General features: G+C 72.7%; 12 protein-coding genes and 1 pseudogene. 3 read left to right on the plus strand and 10 right to left on the minus strand.

From position 1 onward, the window contains the following. Positions 1–81 precede the first annotated feature (81 nt). The 7 genes and pseudogenes from ACZ4M3_RS12220 to hrcA form a co-directional block, all read right to left on the minus strand. Positions 82–1,179, minus strand: a complete 1,098-nt coding sequence (locus tag ACZ4M3_RS12220) for a PfkB family carbohydrate kinase (RefSeq protein ID WP_467731624.1) — start codon at positions 1,177–1,179, stop codon at positions 82–84. Positions 1,180–1,348: 169 nt separating this feature from the next. Then, positions 1,349–2,254, minus strand: a complete 906-nt coding sequence (locus tag ACZ4M3_RS12225; protein WP_467731626.1) for a ribonuclease Z — start codon at positions 2,252–2,254, stop codon at positions 1,349–1,351. A 3-nt stretch (positions 2,255–2,257) separates the two neighbouring features. Next, a complete protein-coding gene (locus ACZ4M3_RS12230; protein WP_467731628.1) occupies positions 2,258–2,617 on the minus strand; it encodes a histidine triad nucleotide-binding protein in 360 nt (119 codons plus the stop codon). Positions 2,618–2,715: 98 nt separating this feature from the next. Beyond that, complete coding sequence (locus tag ACZ4M3_RS12235; RefSeq protein ID WP_467731630.1) at positions 2,716–3,462, minus strand: 16S rRNA (uracil(1498)-N(3))-methyltransferase; 747 nt, start codon at positions 3,460–3,462, stop codon at positions 2,716–2,718. Further along, on the minus strand, positions 3,459–4,550 hold the full coding sequence (locus ACZ4M3_RS12240) for a nitronate monooxygenase (protein ID WP_467731632.1): 1,092 nt from the start codon (positions 4,548–4,550) through the stop codon (positions 3,459–3,461). The genes ACZ4M3_RS12235 and ACZ4M3_RS12240 overlap by 4 nt, the downstream gene beginning before the upstream one ends. A gap of 147 nt (positions 4,551–4,697) precedes the next feature. Next, complete coding sequence (dnaJ, locus tag ACZ4M3_RS12245) at positions 4,698–5,837, minus strand: molecular chaperone DnaJ (RefSeq protein ID WP_190182426.1); 1,140 nt, start codon at positions 5,835–5,837, stop codon at positions 4,698–4,700. Further along, positions 5,838–6,855, minus strand: a pseudogene (gene hrcA / locus ACZ4M3_RS12250) (heat-inducible transcriptional repressor HrcA). Between the two features lie 167 nt (positions 6,856–7,022). Here hrcA and ACZ4M3_RS12255 point away from each other — a divergent pair. Then, entirely contained in the window at positions 7,023–7,748 is a 726-nt protein-coding gene (locus ACZ4M3_RS12255) for an MBL fold metallo-hydrolase (RefSeq protein WP_467731634.1), read from the plus strand. A 28-nt stretch (positions 7,749–7,776) separates the two neighbouring features. Beyond that, positions 7,777–8,583, plus strand: a complete 807-nt coding sequence (locus tag ACZ4M3_RS12260) for a DUF3097 domain-containing protein (protein WP_467731636.1) — start codon at positions 7,777–7,779, stop codon at positions 8,581–8,583. 257 nt (positions 8,584–8,840) lie between these two features. On the opposite strand, the gene hemW is transcribed toward ACZ4M3_RS12260, so the two are convergent. From hemW to lepA, 3 genes are all read right to left on the minus strand, one after another. Further along, positions 8,841–10,073, minus strand: coding sequence for a radical SAM family heme chaperone HemW (hemW, locus tag ACZ4M3_RS12265; RefSeq protein WP_467731638.1), 1,233 nt, complete (start codon positions 10,071–10,073; stop codon positions 8,841–8,843). A gap of 32 nt (positions 10,074–10,105) precedes the next feature. Continuing rightward, entirely contained in the window at positions 10,106–11,992 is a 1,887-nt protein-coding gene (locus ACZ4M3_RS12270) for an AMP-dependent synthetase/ligase (RefSeq protein WP_467731640.1), read from the minus strand. A gap of 239 nt (positions 11,993–12,231) precedes the next feature. Continuing rightward, a complete protein-coding gene (gene lepA, locus ACZ4M3_RS12275) occupies positions 12,232–14,097 on the minus strand; it encodes a translation elongation factor 4 (RefSeq protein WP_467731642.1) in 1,866 nt (621 codons plus the stop codon). Positions 14,098–14,304: 207 nt separating this feature from the next. On the opposite strand from lepA, the gene rpsT reads away from it, so the two are divergent. Further along, the gene (rpsT, locus tag ACZ4M3_RS12280; protein ID WP_030159297.1) at positions 14,305–14,571 is read left to right on the plus strand and encodes a 30S ribosomal protein S20; all 267 of its coding nucleotides are present in this window, start codon (positions 14,305–14,307) and stop codon (positions 14,569–14,571) included. The last annotated feature ends 555 nt before the right edge of the window (positions 14,572–15,126 follow it).

The raw sequence follows: 15,126 nt of genomic DNA on the forward strand, positions 1-15,126 counted from the left end.
TACGACTCCCCGCCGCCATCCCCGAGGGCTTTTACCGGGCCCGGTTCCCCGGGCCCCCCGGTCCAGGCCCGCGCCGCCGCGCTACAGGGAGGGCCGGAAGCCGATCGTCGGGACGGCCCGGCGGCGGGGGCCCGGCGGCGCGCCGGGGGGGACCAGGGCGTCGAGGAAGGCGTAGCGGTCCCGCAGGTCCGCCGGGGCGGCGCGCCACCAGTGGGACACCTCCGGCCAGCCCGGGGCCGACAGGGAGCCGCCGAACTCCTGCACCGACAGGGCCGCCGTGAGCCCGGCGAAGGCCAGCCGGTCCGCGAGCGGCCACCCCGCCAGGGTGCCCGTGACGAAACCCGCCACGAACACGTCGCCGGCTCCGGTCGGGTCGAGGGCGTCCACCATGATCCCCGGGACCTCCGCCGTCTCCCCGGTGCGGCCGTCCACCGCGCAGGAGCCGTCCGCGCCCATGGTCACCACCGCCACCGGCACCTTCTCCGCCAGCAACCGGGCAGCCGCGCGGGGGCACTCGGTGCGGGTGTACCGCATGGCCTCGCCCGCGTTCGGCAGGAAGGCCTCGCAGTGCTCCAGGTCGGCCAGCGCCCCGAGGTCCCAGCGGCCGCTCTCGTCCCACCCCACGTCGGCGAAGACCCGGGAGCCCTGCCGGGCGGCCTGGGCGATCCACTCCTCGCCGGCGCCCGGGCCCAGCGAGGCCACGGCCGCCCTGGCCCGCGGCGGGCACTGCGGGAAGCGGCCGGGGCCCGCCGGGAGGGGCGGCTCGTGCCCGTGGGAGACCATCGTGCGCTCGCCCTCGTACGCCATGGAGACGGTGACGGGGCTGTGCCAGCCGGGGATCTTGCGGGACATCGACAGGTCGATGCCCTCGCCCTGTTCCAGCGCGTCCCAGCAGTATTCGCCGTAGTGGTCGTCACCGAAGGCCGCGGCCAGCGAGGTGCGCAGGCCGAGGCGGGCCAGCGCGGCGGCCATGTTGGCGACTCCGCCCGGGCTGGAGCCCATGCCCCGCGCCCAGGACTCGGTACCGCGGACGGGGGCCGAGTCGAGGCCGGTGAGGATGATGTCGAGGAAGACGGTGCCGGTGAGGAAGACGTCGCAGCCCGGTTCGTGGGGATCGCGCACCGGACCGAGCGGGTCCAGTCTCGATTCCGGGCTGGTGCGGCTTTCCCGACTGGTCACGGTGTGCTCTCCGTTTCATTCCTGTGCGGCCGGTGTGCGCAGGGTCCGTTCCCCGGCGCCCGCCGGGCTCCGGGGAACGGCCGTCGCCGGTGTCCGAGCGCGGACGAACCGGAACCCAGTGTGACGCACATCACCATACGAGCGCTCGGATCCGGCCGGATCCGGGATCTCAGGCCCGCTTCGGCAGCGGCACCCGGACGAGGTCCGCGGCGATCGTCAGTTCGCCCTCGAACCCCGCGGCCCGCGCCTGCCGTTCGAACTCGCCGGGGTCGGAGTAGCGCTGCGAGAAATGCGTCAGCACCAGGTGCCGGACGCCCGCGTCCCGGGCCACCCGGGCCGCCTGTCCGGCGGTGAGGTGGCCGTGGTCGGTGGCCAGCGCCACGTCCTCGTCCAGGAACGTCGACTCGATCACCAGCATGTCGCAGCCCTCGGCGAGCGCGTCCACGCCCGCGCACAGCCGGGTGTCCATCACGAAGGCGAACCGCTGCCCCCGCCGGTGCTCGCTGACCTCGTCCAGACTGACCCCGCCGAGGTTCCCCTCGCGCTGGAGCCGGCCCACGTCCGGCCCCTTGATCCCGTGCCGCGCCAGCAGCTCCGGCACCATCCGGCGCCCGTCGGGCTCGGTGATCCGGTAGCCGAAGGTCTCCACCGGGTGCGAGAGCCGCCGGGCCTCCAGGGTGTACGAGGCCCCGCGCGCCAGCGTCCCGTCGCCGGCCACCGGCTCCTCGCCCAGCCGTACCGTCTCCCGGTAGGCGGTGGCGTAGCGGAGCCGGTCGAAGAACTTCTGCCCCGAGGCCGGGTAGTGCGCGGTGACCGGGTGCGGGACCTGGTCGAGGTTGATCCGCTGGATCACCCCGGCCAGGCCGAGGCTGTGGTCACCATGGAAGTGGGTGACGCAGATCCGGTTGATGTCGTGCGCGGCGACCCCGGCGCGCAGCATCTGGCGCTGGGTGCCCTCGCCCGGGTCGAAGAGGATGCCCTCGCCGTCCCAGCGCAGCAGGTAGCCGTTGTGGTTACGGGCCCGGGTCGGGACCTGGCTGGCGGTTCCCAGGACCACGAACTCGCGTACGGACACGGCTTATCCGGGGGGCCACTGGAGGCCGCGGCCGCCGAGGACGTGCGCGTGGGCGTGCCAGACGGTCTGCCCGGCGCCGGCGCCGGTGTTGAAGACGATCCGGTAGCCGTGGCCGGCGACTTCCTCGTCGGCGGCGATCTGCCCGGCCTCGCGGAGCACGTCGGCGGCGATCGCCGGCTCGGCGGCGGCGAGCGACGCGGCGTCGGGGTAGTGCACCTTCGGGATGACGAGCACGTGCGTGGGCGCCTGCGGGTTGATGTCCCGGAAGGCCACCGTCGTCTCGGACTCGCGGACGACCGTCGCCGGGACCTTCCCCTCCACGATCTTGCAGAACAGGCAGTCCGCCTGCGGTTCCCCGGCCATTGCTGCGCCTCTCGTGACGTTGATCGGTCCGGGCATCGTAACCGGCGCGGTGATCCCCCGGCTCGCGACCGGCTCGATCCCGCGGCCCCGCCCGGGCGTCAGCCCCAGCGGCCCGTCCGGGCCAGCAGGACCGCCGTCGCGGCCGTACCGGCGGTGGAGGTCCGCAGGACCGAGGGGCCCAGGCGGTACGGGTGGGCCCCGGCCGCCGCGAACGCGGCGAGTTCCTCCGGCGAGACCCCGCCCTCCGGGCCGACCACCAGGACGATGGAGCCCGAGGCGGGCAGCTCGGCGGTGGCCAGGGCGCCCGAGGGGGTGTCGCGGTCCTCGTGCAGGACCACGGCCAGGTCGGCCCCGGCGAGCAGCGCCGCCACCTGCTTCGTGGACAGGGCTTCGGCGACCTCCGGGAAGCGCACCCGCCGGGACTGCTTGCCCGCCTCCCGGGCGGTGGCCCGCCACTTGGCCAGCGACTTGGCGCCCCGCTCGCCGCGCCACTGGGTGATGCAGCGCGAGGCCTGCCAGGGCACGATCGCGTCGACGCCGGTCTCGGTCATCGTCTCGACGGCGAGCTCGCCGCGGTCGCCCTTGGGCAGGGCCTGCACGACGGTGATCCGGACGGCCGGTTCCGGTTCCTCCTGGACGGACTCCAGGTCCCTGACGACGAGGCGGTCCTTGCCCTCGGCGGCCTTGACGACGCCCTCCGCCCAGTGGCCGCGCCCGTCGGTGAGGACGACGTCCTCGCCGGGGTTCAGCCTTTTCACGGAGACCGCGTGACGGCCCTCCGGGCCGTCCAGCACGAACTCCGGCCCCGCGGGGACCTCCTCGACCACGAACACCGGGGCCGTCATGACGCTCTCCTCATCTGCATGACCTGCAACGCACTCTGTGCCTCGACGAGTTCCGCCGCCAGCACCTCCACCAGTTCCCCGGCCGGCAGCGCCCGCGCCAGCCGGTGCCCCTGTCCCGCCCACAGCGCCATGCCCTGCGGATCCCCTGCGGCGGCGGCCGCCTTGCGCAGTCCCGCCGTCAGGTGGTGGACCTGCGGGTAGGCGGCCGGGGCGTACGGGCCGTGCTCGCGCATGAAGCGGTTGACCAGCCCCCGGGCGGGCCTGCCGGAGAAGGCCCGGGTGAGTTCGGTGTGCGGGAACAGCGGGTTCGTCAGCGCCCGCTTGTGCAGCGGGTCGGCGCCCGACTCGGGGCAGGCCAGGAAGGCCGTGCCGAGCTGCGCGGCCGCGGCGCCCGCCGCGAGCAGCGCCGCGATCTGCGCCCCGCGCATCACCCCGCCCGCCGCGATGATCGGGAGGGCCACCGCCTCCCGTACCGCCGTGACCAGTACGAGCAGGCCGACACCCGCCGTGCCGTCGGTCTCCGGGTCGTCGCGGTGGGTGCCCTGGTGGCCGCCCGCCTCGACGCCCTGGACGCAGACCGCGTCGGCGCCCGCGGCCTGGGCGGTCCGGGCCTCCTCGACGGCGGTCACGGTGACGACGGTGTACGTACCGGCCTCGCGCAGCCGGGTCAGGACGGCTGCCGGGGGGCAGCCGTAGGTGAAGGACACCACCGGGACGGGGTCCTCCAGCAGGATGGCGAGTTTGGCGTCGTAGCCGTCGTCGTAGCTGGCAACGATGTCGTCCGCCGCCAGGGACACCTCGTACCAGCTCGCCTCACCGGCCAGCTGGCCCCGGTACGTCTCGACGGCCGCGGGGTCGACGTAGCCGGTCTGCGGCATGAAGAGGTTGACGCCGAAGGGCCGCCGGGTGAGCGCGCGCAGCTGCTTGATCTCCTGGTACATCCCGTCGGCGGTCTTGTAGCCGCCGGCCAGGAAGCCCAGCCCGCCCGCCTCGCACACGGCGGCGGCGAGCGGCGGACAGGAGGCGCCGCCCGCCATGGGTGCCTGCACGATCGGGTAGGGGGAGAGACCGTTCGGCGCGGTGGACATGCCCTGCATCGTGCCACGTCCGGCGCACCGGGCCGAATCACCGCATTCGCCTGGCATAGTCCGCTTCCCGGCGCGGGCGCGGGGCACGCCGCGAGCCCGGACCGGGGTGTTTCCCGGGCCGGGCTCGTACGCGGTGCGGCGGGCCGGTCAGCGGCCGTTGAACGCGTCCTTGAGGCGGCTGAACAGACCCTGCTGGCCCGGCGCGAACTGGCCCATCGGCCGCTCCTCGCCGCGCAGCTTGGCCAGCTGGCGCAGCAGGTCCTCCTGCTGGGCGTCCAGCTTGCCGGGGGTGGTGACCTCGACGTGGACGATCAGGTCGCCCCGGCCGCCGCCGCGCAGGTGCGTGACGCCGCGGCCGTGCAGCGGGATCGCCTGGCCGGATCCGGTGCCGGGCCGGATGTCGATCTCCTCCAGCCCGTCCAGCGTTTCCAGCGGGCACTTGGTGCCCAGGGCCGCCGCCGTCATGGGGATGGTGACCGTGCAGTGCAGGTCGTCCCCGCGCCGCTGGAAGGTCGGGTGCGCCAGTTCGTGGATCTCCACGTACAGGTCGCCGGCGGGGCCGCCGCCGGGGCCGACCTCGCCCTCGCCCGCCAGCTGGATCCGGGTGCCGTTCTCGACACCGGCCGGGATCTTGACGGTGAGGCTGCGGCGGGAGCGCACCCGGCCGTCGCCCGCGCACTCGGGGCACGGGGTCGGGACGACGGTGCCGAAGCCCTGGCACTGCGGGCAGGGCCGCGAGGTCATGACCTGGCCCAGGAAGGACCGGGTGACCTGGGACACCTCACCGCGGCCGCGGCACATGTCACACGTCTGCGCGGAGGTGCCGGGGGCGGCGCCCTCACCCGAGCAGGTGGTGCAGACGACGGCCGTGTCGACCTGGATGTCCTTGGTCGTCCCGAAGGCCGCCTCGTCCAGCTCCAGGTCCAGGCGGATCATGGCGTCCTGGCCGCGGCGCGTGCGCGAGCGCGGTCCGCGCTGCGAGGCCTGGCCGAAGAACGCGTCCATGATGTCGGAGAAGTTGCCGAAGCCGCCCGCCCCGAATCCGCCCGCGCCGCCGCCACCGCCCGAGGAGGACAGCGGGTCGCCGCCGAGGTCGTAGACCTGCTTCTTCTGCGGGTCCGAGAGCACCTCGTAGGCCGCGTTGATCTCCTTGAAGCGCTCCTGCGTCTTCGGATCCGGATTCACGTCCGGGTGGAGTTCGCGCGCGAGGCGGCGGAAGGCCTTCTTGATCTCGTCCTGCGATGCGTCGCGGCGCACGCCGAGAACGGCGTAGTAGTCCGTGGCCACTTACGACTCCGCCAGGATCTGTCCGACGTAACGTGCCACTGCGCGTACCGCTCCCATCGTTCCGGGGTAGTCCATGCGGGTCGGTCCGACCACGCCGAGTTTGGCGACTGCTTCGCCGCCCGAACCGTAACCGACCGAGACGACGGACGTGGAGTTCAGTCCCTCGTAGGCATTCTCATGCCCGATCTTCACGGCCATCCCCGACTTCACTGGCCTCGCCGAGCAGCTTGAGGAGCACGACCTGCTCCTCCAGCGCCTCCAGCACCGGCCTGATCGTCAGGGGAAAATCATGTCCGAACCGCGTGAGGTTGGCGGTACCGCCGATCATCAGCCGTTCCTCCGCCTCCTCCACCAGCGTCTCCCGCAAGGTCGCGAGGACGGCCTTGACCGTCGCCCGGTCCTCGGCCTCGAAGGACTCCGGAAGGTCCTGCACGAGCGGCGGCACGTCGGTGAAGCGACGGCCGACGACCCGGCTGTTGAGGCGCGCCCGCAGGTCGGCGAGCGAGGTCTCGGCGAAGGGGGTCTGGCAGTCGACGAGCCGCTGCTCGACCCGGCCGGTGTCCGTGATCAGCACGAGCATCAGCCGCGCGGGCGCCAGGGACAGCAGCTCCACGTGCCGGACGGTGGAACGGGTCAGGCTCGGGTACTGGACGACTGCGACCTGCCGGGTGAGCTGCGCGAGCAGCCGCACGGTGCGCCCCACGACGTCGTCGAGGTCGACGGCGCCGTCGAGGAAGTTCTGGATGGCCCGGCGCTCGGGCGTCGACAGCGGCTTGACCCCCGCCAGCTTGTCGACGAAGAGCCGGTAGCCCTTGTCGGTGGGGATGCGCCCGGCGCTGGTGTGGGGCTGGGCGATGTAGCCCTCCTCCTCCAGCAGCGCCATGTCGTTGCGGACCGTCGCCGGGGAGACGCCGAGCCGGTGGCGCTCGGTGAGCGCCTTCGATCCGACCGGCTCCTCCGTCCCCACGTAGTCCTGGACGATGGCGCGCAATACTTCGAGCCTGCGTTCGCTGAGCACTCGTGCACACCTCCAGTGCGGTGGGTCGTCGCTGCGGTCGTTCTTCCGGTCGCCCGGGGCGGGCCCTACTGGCACTCTGCGCATCCGAGTGCCAGAGATCCCCCGGTCAGTGTACGGCCGGGTAGTACGCCGCGGGCAAGGGCGGCCCGCCAGGGTAGCGTCGCCGCATGGACGTGCGTTGGGAAGAGGCGGGCTGGGAACGGCTGACCGGGCGGGCCGGAAGGCGCCGGCTCCCGGTGTGGGACTGCACGGTGGGGCTGGTGGTGGGGGACGAGTCGGTCCTTCTGATCGACCCGGGATCCAGCGTCCGCGAGGGCGCCGGGATCCGGGCGGAGGCGGAGCGGCTGACGGGCCGCCACGTGACCCATATCGCATTCACGCACGGACATTTCGACCACGTGCTGGGCGGCGCCGCGTTCTCGGGGGCCGAGTTCTACGGTGCGGTCGGCCTGGACGCGCACCTCTCGCTGGAGCGGAACGCCCTGCAGGAGGACGCGGTCCGGCAGGGACTGGCGGAGGCGGCGGCGGCCGAGGCGGCGGACCTGCTGCCGCTGCCGCGGCACTTGGTCTCTGGCGAGTGGACGCTGGAGCTGGGCGGCGTGCAGGTGCTGCTGGCGAACGTCGGGCCGGGGCACACCCGGCACGACCTGGCGGTCTTCGTGCCGGGCGAGCGGGAGGCCGTCTTCTGCGGGGACCTCGTGGAGGAGTCGGGCGAACCGCAGGCGGGCCCGGACGCGGTCCCGGCGCAGTGGCCGGCCGCACTCGACCGGCTGCTCGCGCTGGGCGGGGATGACGCGCTGTACGTGCCGGGTCACGGAGCGGTGGTCGACGCGGGCTTCGTACGTGCGCAACGCGCCACACTGGTGGGGCGGTTCGGCGTGTCGGGCGCGTGAGCGCGGGCCGTCTCGTACCGTCGGCCGGATGCGTGAGTACTCCCCCGATCTGACCCCGCAGTGGAAGCGCGCCAAGGCCGTGCCGGAGGTGCCGGCGGACCCCGGCCTGGTGGTGGAGGTGGCGGCCACCGACTTCTGCGGCGCGGTGGTGGCCTGCGAGGCGGGCACGGTGACCCTGGAGGACCGCTTCGGCAAGCGCCGCGCGTTCCCGCTGGAGCCCCGCGGGTTCCTGCTGGAGGGCGCGGTGGTCACCCTGACCCGCCCGGCCCGTACGGCGTCGGCTCCGCCCGCCCGTACGGCGTCGGGCTCGGTGGCCGTCCCCGGGGCGCGGGCGCGGGTGGCACGGGCGGGGCGGATCTACGTCGAGGGCCGCCACGACGCGGAGCTGGTGGAGCGGGTGTGGGGCGACGACCTGCGGATCGAGGGGGTGGTCGTGGAGTACCTGGAAGGCATCGACGACCTCCCCGCCATCGTGGCGGACTTCGCACCCGCACCGGACGCCCGCCTGGGCGTGCTGGTCGACCACCTGGTGCCGGGCTCGAAGGAGTCCCGCATCGCGGCATCGGTGACGTCGCCGCACGTCCTGGTGGTGGGCCACCCGTACGTGGACGTCTGGCAGGCGGTGAAACCGTCGGCGCTGGGCATCCCGGCCTGGCCGGTGATCCCCCCGGGCCAGGACTGGAAGACGGGCGTCTGCCACGCCCTGGGCTGGCCCCCGAACACGGGAGCGGCCTGGCAGCACATCCTGTCCCGCGTGACGTCCTACAAGGACCTCGACCCCACGCTCCTGGGCGCCGTGGAACACCTCATCGACCACGTCACGACCCCGGCCTGACCCAGCCCCGCCGGCGTTTGCGGCGCAGGCCGGGCAAACCCAGCCCCGCCGGCGTTTGCGGCGCAGGCCGGGCAAACCCAGCCCCGCCGACGTGAGGCGCAGGCCGGGCAATCCAGCCCCGCCGGCGTTTGAGGCGCGGGGTCCGGGGCGGAGCCCCGGAAAGCCCGGCGCAGCCGGGGCCGCGCAGCGCGAGGGCGCCGCACCCCGCACGCCCCCCGGGCGACCCCGCACCCGCCGCCCGCGTCAGTCGCCCCGCGTCAGTCGACCAGGTCCCGGACCACCGCGTCGGCCAGGAGCCGCCCGCGCAGCGTCAGCACGGCCCGCCCGGCCTCGTACGGACCCGGCTCCAGCAGCCCGTCCGCCAGGGCCCGCCGGGACGCCTCCAACCCCGCCTCCGCGAGCAGCGACAACGGCACGCCGTCCACCAGCCTGAGCTCCAGCAGGATCCGCTCCACCCGCCGGTCCTCCTCGGACAGGAGTTCCCGCCCCGCCCCGGGCGACCGCCCCTCCGCCAGCGCGGCGGCGTACGCCCCCGGGTGCTTCACGTTCCACCACCGCACCCCGCCCACGTGCGAGTGCGCCCCCGGCCCCGCGCCCCACCAGTCCGCGCCGCGCCAGTACAGCTCGTTGTGCAGGCACCGGCCGGCCTCGGACGTCGCCCAGTTCGACACCTCGTACCAGTGGTACCCGGCCTCCGCCATCACCGCGTCCGCGATCAGGTACCGGTCGGCGTGCACGTCGTCGTCCGTCATCGGGACCTCGCCGCGCCGGATCCGCCGCGCCAGCTGGGTGCCCTCCTCCACGATCAGCGCGTACGCGCTGATGTGGTCCGGGCCGGCCCCCAGCGCCGCCGCCAGCGACGCCCGCCAGTCCTCGTCGGACTCTCCCGGCGTGCCGTAGATCAGGTCCAGGTTGACGTGCTCGAAGCCCGCCGCCCGGGCCTCCGCGACGCACGCCTCGGGCCGCCCGGGAGTGTGCGTACGGTCCAGCACCTTGAGGACGTGCTGCTTCGCGCTCTGCATGCCGAAGGAGATCCGGTTGAACCCGCCCGCGCGCAGCTCGGCGAGGTACTCCGGGTTCACCGACTCCGGGTTGGCCTCCGTCGTGACCTCCGCGTCCGGTGCCAGGCCGAACTCGTCCCGGATCGCCGCGAGCATCCGTACGAGGTCGGCGGCCGGCAGCAGCGTCGGCGTACCGCCCCCCACGAACACCGTGCGCACGGCCCTGGGGTCGTCCCCGAGCACCTTGCGGGCGAGGCGGACCTCGTCGATCAGGGTGTCGGCGTAGTTCTCCCGGGAGGCGAGCACGCCTCCGGTGCCCCGCAGCTCGGTGGCCGTGTAGGTGTTGAAGTCGCAGTAGCCGCAGCGCGTGGCGCAGTACGGGACGTGCAGGTAGAACCCGAGCGGCCGGTCCCCGGCACCCGCCAGGGCGTGCGACGGCAGCGAGCCGTCTTCGGGCATGGGTTCACCGTCGGGCAGTGCGGAAGGCATGTGCCCATTGTCCCGCACTGCCCCAAGGTCGTTTACGCCTCGTTGGCCCCGGCGTACATCTCGTCGATGAGGTGCTTGAACTCGCGCTCGACGACCGGCCGCTTCAGTTTCAGGCTGGGGGTGAGGTCGCCGTGCTCGACGTCCAGGTCGCGCGGCAGCAGCCGGAACTGCTTGATCGTCTGCCAGCGCTGGAGGCCCTCGTTGAGGGTCTGTACGTACGTCTCGATCAGCCGGTTGGTCTCGGGCGCGGCCGCGACCTCGGCGTACGTCTTGCCCTCCAGGCCGTGCTCGGCCGCCCAGAGCAGGATCGCCGGGCCGTCGAGCGCGATCAGCGCCGAGCAGAAGTTCCGGTCCGCGCCGTGCACGACGATGCTGGAGACGTACGGGCAGATCGCCTTGAACTGGCCTTCCACCTCCGCCGGGGCCACGTACTTGCCGCCCGAGGTCTTGATCAGGTCCTTCTTGCGGTCGGTGATGCGCAGGTAGCCGTCGGGCGAGAGCTCGCCGATGTCGCCCGTGTGCAGCCAGCCGTCCGCCTCCAGCACCTCGGCGGTCTTGTCGGGCAGCCGGTGGTAGCCCTCCATGATGCCGGGGCTGCGCAGCAGGATCTCCCCGTCGTCGGCGATGCGGACCTCGGTGCCGGGGAGCGGCTTGCCGACGGTGCCGGTGCGGTAGGCCTCGCCGGGGTTGACGAAGGAGGCGGCGCTGGACTCGGTGAGCCCGTAGCCCTCCAGGATGTGGATGCCGGCGCCCGCGAAGAAGTAGCCGATCTCGGGTGAGAGCGCGGCGGAGCCGGACACGGCGGCGCGCAGCTTGCCGCCGAAGGCCTCGCGGAGCTTGGAGTAGACGAGCGCGTCGGCGACCTTGTGCTTGGCGGCGAGGCCCAGGGGGACCTTCGTGCTGCCGGTGCGCCGGTGGTTGTCCTGGCTGGTCTTCGCGTACTCGCGGGCGACCTCGGCGGCCCACTTGAAGATCTTGTACTTGGCTCCGCCCGCGGCCCGGGCCTTCCCGGCGGCCCCGTTGTAGACCTTCTCGAAGATGCGCGGGACGGCTGCCATATAGGTCGGCTGCACCACCGGCAGATTCTCGATGATCTTGTCGATGCGGCCGTCGACCGCGGTGACGTGCCCGACCTCGATCTGGCCGGAGGTGAGGACCTTGCCGAAGACGTGGGCCAGCGGCAGCCACAGGTACTGGACGTCCTCCGCGGTGATCATGCCGGTGGCCACGGTCGCCTTGGCCATGTACGACCAGTTGTCGTGGGGCAGGCGCACGCCCTTGGGGCGGCCGGTGGTGCCGGAGGTGTAGATCAGCGTGGCGAGCTGGTCCGCGGTGATGGAGGCGATCCGCTCCTTGACCGCCTCGGGGTGCTTGGCGAGGTACTCCTTGCCGCGGGCCTCCAGGGCGTCCAGGGAGAGCACCCAGCCCTCGGGGTCGCCGGCCGCCTCCTGCGCGTCCTCGGCGTCGATGACGACGACGTGGGCGAGGCGGGGCAGGTCGGCGCGGTGCGCGCGGGCCTTCGCCAGCTGCTTGCCGTCCTCGGCGATCAGTACCCGGCTCTCGGAGTCGGCCAGGATGAAGGCCGACTCCTCCGCGTTGGTGCTGGGGTAGATGGTGGTGGTCGCGGCGCCGGCGCACATCACGCCGAGGTCGGCCAGGATCCACTCGACCCGGGTGCCGGAGGCGAGCGCGACCCGGTCCTCCGCACCGAGGCCGAGGTCGGCCAGGCCGGCGGCGATGGCGAACACCCGGTCGGCGGCCTGGCCCCAGCTGAGCGACTTCCACGCGTCGGGGCCGCCGTCGGCGGAGGGGACGGGGTACCGGTAGGCCTCCCCGTCCGGCGTGGCGGCGACACGCTCAAGGAAGAGGGCCGCCACGGTGGGCGGGCGGTTCTCGATCAAGGTCTGTGTGTCGCTCACGACATCCTCCGGACCGGTCCACGCGGCAGCGTGGGCGTGGGGCGCTTGGGGCTGGCGGGGTGGGGACCTGCGCACATGCTGTTGGCGAGTTTGTGACTGGCGAGTAACCATCGAGCAGTGATCAGACTAAAGGCCGCCCGGGCTGCGCGTAAGGGGCGGCGAGCGGCCGGTTCATAACGAAACGGGCCCACATGCGTCCGCATGTGGGCCCGTTTGTCACGACTGGGGTCGCCGGGGGGCTACTTCTTCTTGCCTGCGGACTCGTCGCTGGACAGGACGGCGATGAAGGCCTCCTGGGGGACCTCCACGGAGCCGACCATCTTCATCCGCTTCTTGCCTTCCTTCTGCTTCTCCAGCAGCTTCCGCTTACGGGAGATGTCACCGCCGTAGCACTTCGCGAGGACGTCCTTGCGGATGGCGCGGATGGTCTCGCGGGCGATGACGCGCGACCCGACGGCCGCCTGGATCGGCACCTCGAAGGCCTGGCGCGGGATGAGCTCGCGCAGCTTGGCGACGAGCCGCACGCCGTAGGCGTAGGCGGCGTCCTTGTGGCAGACGGCGGAGAAGGCGTCGACCTTGTCGCCGTGCAGCAGGATGTCGACCTTGACCAGGCTGGAGGACTGCTCGCCGGTGGGCTCGTAGTCGAGGGAGGCGTAACCGCGCGTCTTGGACTTCAGCTGGTCGAAGAAGTCGAACACGATCTCCGCGAGGGGGAGCGTGTAGCGGATCTCGACCCGGTCCTCGGACAGGTAGTCCATGCCGAGCAGCGTGCCGCGGCGGGTCTGGCACAGCTCCATGATCGCGCCGATGAACTCGCTGGGCGCGAGGATCGTGGCCCGGACGACCGGCTCGAACACGTCCGAGATCTTGCCCTCGGGGAACTCGCTCGGGTTGGTGACGGTGACTTCCTTGCCGTCTTCCAGCACGACGCGGTAGACCACGTTCGGGGCGGTGGCGATCAGGTCGAGGCCGAACTCGCGCTCCAGCCGCTCGCGGACCACGTCCAGGTGCAGCAGGCCGAGGAAGCCGACGCGGAAGCCGAAGCCGAGCGCCGCCGAGGTCTCCGGCTCGTAGACCAGCGCGGCGTCGTTGAGCTGGAGCTTGTCCAGGGCCTCGCGCAGGTCGGGGTAGTCCGAGCCGTCGAGCGGGTACAGGCCCGAGAAGACCATCGGCTTCGGGTCCTTGTAGCCGCCGAGTGCCTCGGTCGCGCCGTTGTGCAGGCTGGTGATCGTGTCACCGACCTTGGACTGACGGACGTCCTTGACGCCGGTGATGATGTAGCCCACCTCACCGACGCCGATGCCGTCGGCCGGGGTCATCTCCGGGGAGGAGACGCCGATCTCCAGCAGCTCGTGCGTGGCGCCGGTGGACATCATCCGGATGCGCTCGCGCTTGTTGAGCTGGCCGTCGACGACGCGGACGTAGGTCACGACACCGCGGTACGAGTCGTAGACCGAGTCGAAGATCATCGCGCGGGCGGGGGCGTCCTTGACGCCGACCGGGGCCGGGACGGTGGCGACGACCTTGTCGAGCAGGGCGTCGACGCCCAGGCCGGTCTTCGCGGAGACCCGCAGCACGTCCTCGGGCTGGCAGCCGACCAGGTTCGCGAGCTCCTCGGCGAACTTCTCCGGCTGGGCCGCCGGCAGATCGATCTTGTTCAGGACGGGGACGATCGCGAGGTCGTTCTCCATCGCCAGGTACAGGTTGGCGAGGGTCTGCGCCTCGATGCCCTGGGCGGCGTCGACGAGGAGGATCGTGCCCTCGCACGCCGCGAGGGAGCGCGAGACCTCGTACGTGAAGTCGACGTGACCGGGGGTGTCGATCATGTTCAGGATGTGCGTGCTGCCCTTGCCCGGCCCCTCGGTGGGCGCCCAGGGCAGGCGGACCGCCTGCGACTTGATCGTGATGCCGCGCTCACGCTCGATGTCCATGCGGTCGAGGTACTGGGCGCGCATCTGCCGCTGGTCGACGACGCCGGTCAGCTGGAGCATCCGGTCGGCGAGGGTCGACTTGCCGTGGTCGATGTGCGCGATGATGCAGAAATTGCGGATCAGAGCCGGGTCGGTACGGCTCGGCTCGGGCACGTGGCTGGGGATCGCGGGCACGCAGTGTCCTGATTCTCGGGTCGCAGTCGGAACGTGGTCTCGGATATCTCGTATATGCAGGGTCCCATGGTCCCATGGACGGCGCAGTGCGCTCGGTTTGGGCTGCCCCGAGCGTGCCTGGTAGCCTGGGCAGCTGTGTCTCGTATGGCCTCTCACCGTCCGGGACACAATCCGAAGATCAAACTCTGAACCTGAAAAGGCTCTTTCGTGGCGAACATCAAGTCCCAGATCAAGCGGAACAAGACGAACGAGAAGGCGCGCCTGCGCAACAAGGCCGTCAAGTCTTCGCTCAAGACCGCGATCCGCAAGGCCCGCGAGGCCGTGGCCGCCGGTGACGTCGAGAAGGCCACCGTGGCTTCCCGCGCCGCCGCGCGTGCGCTCGACAAGGCTGTCTCGAAGGGTGTCATCCACAAGAACGCCGCCGCCAACAAGAAGTCGGCGCTGGCCACCAAGGTTGCCACCCTCCAGGGCTGAGCTCCTGATGTGATCGCCGGGTAGGGATCCAGCGGGCCCTCTCTCCCGCTCCCGACCGGCCAACCGCGCCGCACGCGAAGCGTTCGCCACGCGGGTGCGGCGCACCCAGAAGTAACCGAAGGCCCCGATCGCCACCCTTCCCCAGGGTGCGCCGGGGCCTTCGTCATGCCCGGCCTGCCCGGCCCCTCTGCCCCCCACCCCGGCCGGCCCGCCGAAGCGCCGGCCTGCGCCCCGGCGCGGCCTCACCGGCCGCCGGGACGCCCCTGCCCGGCGCGCAGACCACCCCCGTCTCCCGTCAGGCCCACGGTCGGCCGACCCCGGCAGCGGAGCGCGCCACCACCCGCGGGCGCGCAGGCCGGCGCCGCCTGGACGCTTCGCGGGCAGAACCGGTCCCGAGCCGCCGGCGCCGGTACGGCCTGCATACGGGTCCAGCGCCTCACCGCCCGCGCCCGGCCTGACTACCGGCAGTGCGGCAGCGCCCACGCTGGCGGGCTACGCCTGCTAGTGCTGTGACCTCGGCGAGCCGCAGCTGGCGGCCCGGCTCCGCGAGCAGGG

It is taken from the genome of Streptomyces sp. NPDC026522, from assembly GCF_055567555.1.

Bases quoted from the DNA above. Each gene is read 5' to 3' on its own strand.
- ACZ4M3_RS12255 (WP_467731634.1), top strand. From the start codon at position 7,023: ATGGACGTGCGTTGGGAAGAGGCGGGCTGGGAACGGCTGACCGGGCGG.
- ACZ4M3_RS12235 (WP_467731630.1), bottom strand. From the start codon at position 3,462: ATGACGGCCCCGGTGTTCGTGGTCGAGGAGGTCCCCGCGGGGCCGGAG.
- ACZ4M3_RS12230 (WP_467731628.1), bottom strand. From the start codon at position 2,617: ATGGCCGGGGAACCGCAGGCGGACTGCCTGTTCTGCAAGATCGTGGAG.
- ACZ4M3_RS12260 (WP_467731636.1), top strand. From the start codon at position 7,777: ATGCGTGAGTACTCCCCCGATCTGACCCCGCAGTGGAAGCGCGCCAAG.
- hemW (WP_467731638.1), bottom strand. From the start codon at position 10,073: ATGCCTTCCGCACTGCCCGACGGTGAACCCATGCCCGAAGACGGCTCG.
- ACZ4M3_RS12240 (WP_467731632.1), bottom strand. From the start codon at position 4,550: ATGTCCACCGCGCCGAACGGTCTCTCCCCCTACCCGATCGTGCAGGCA.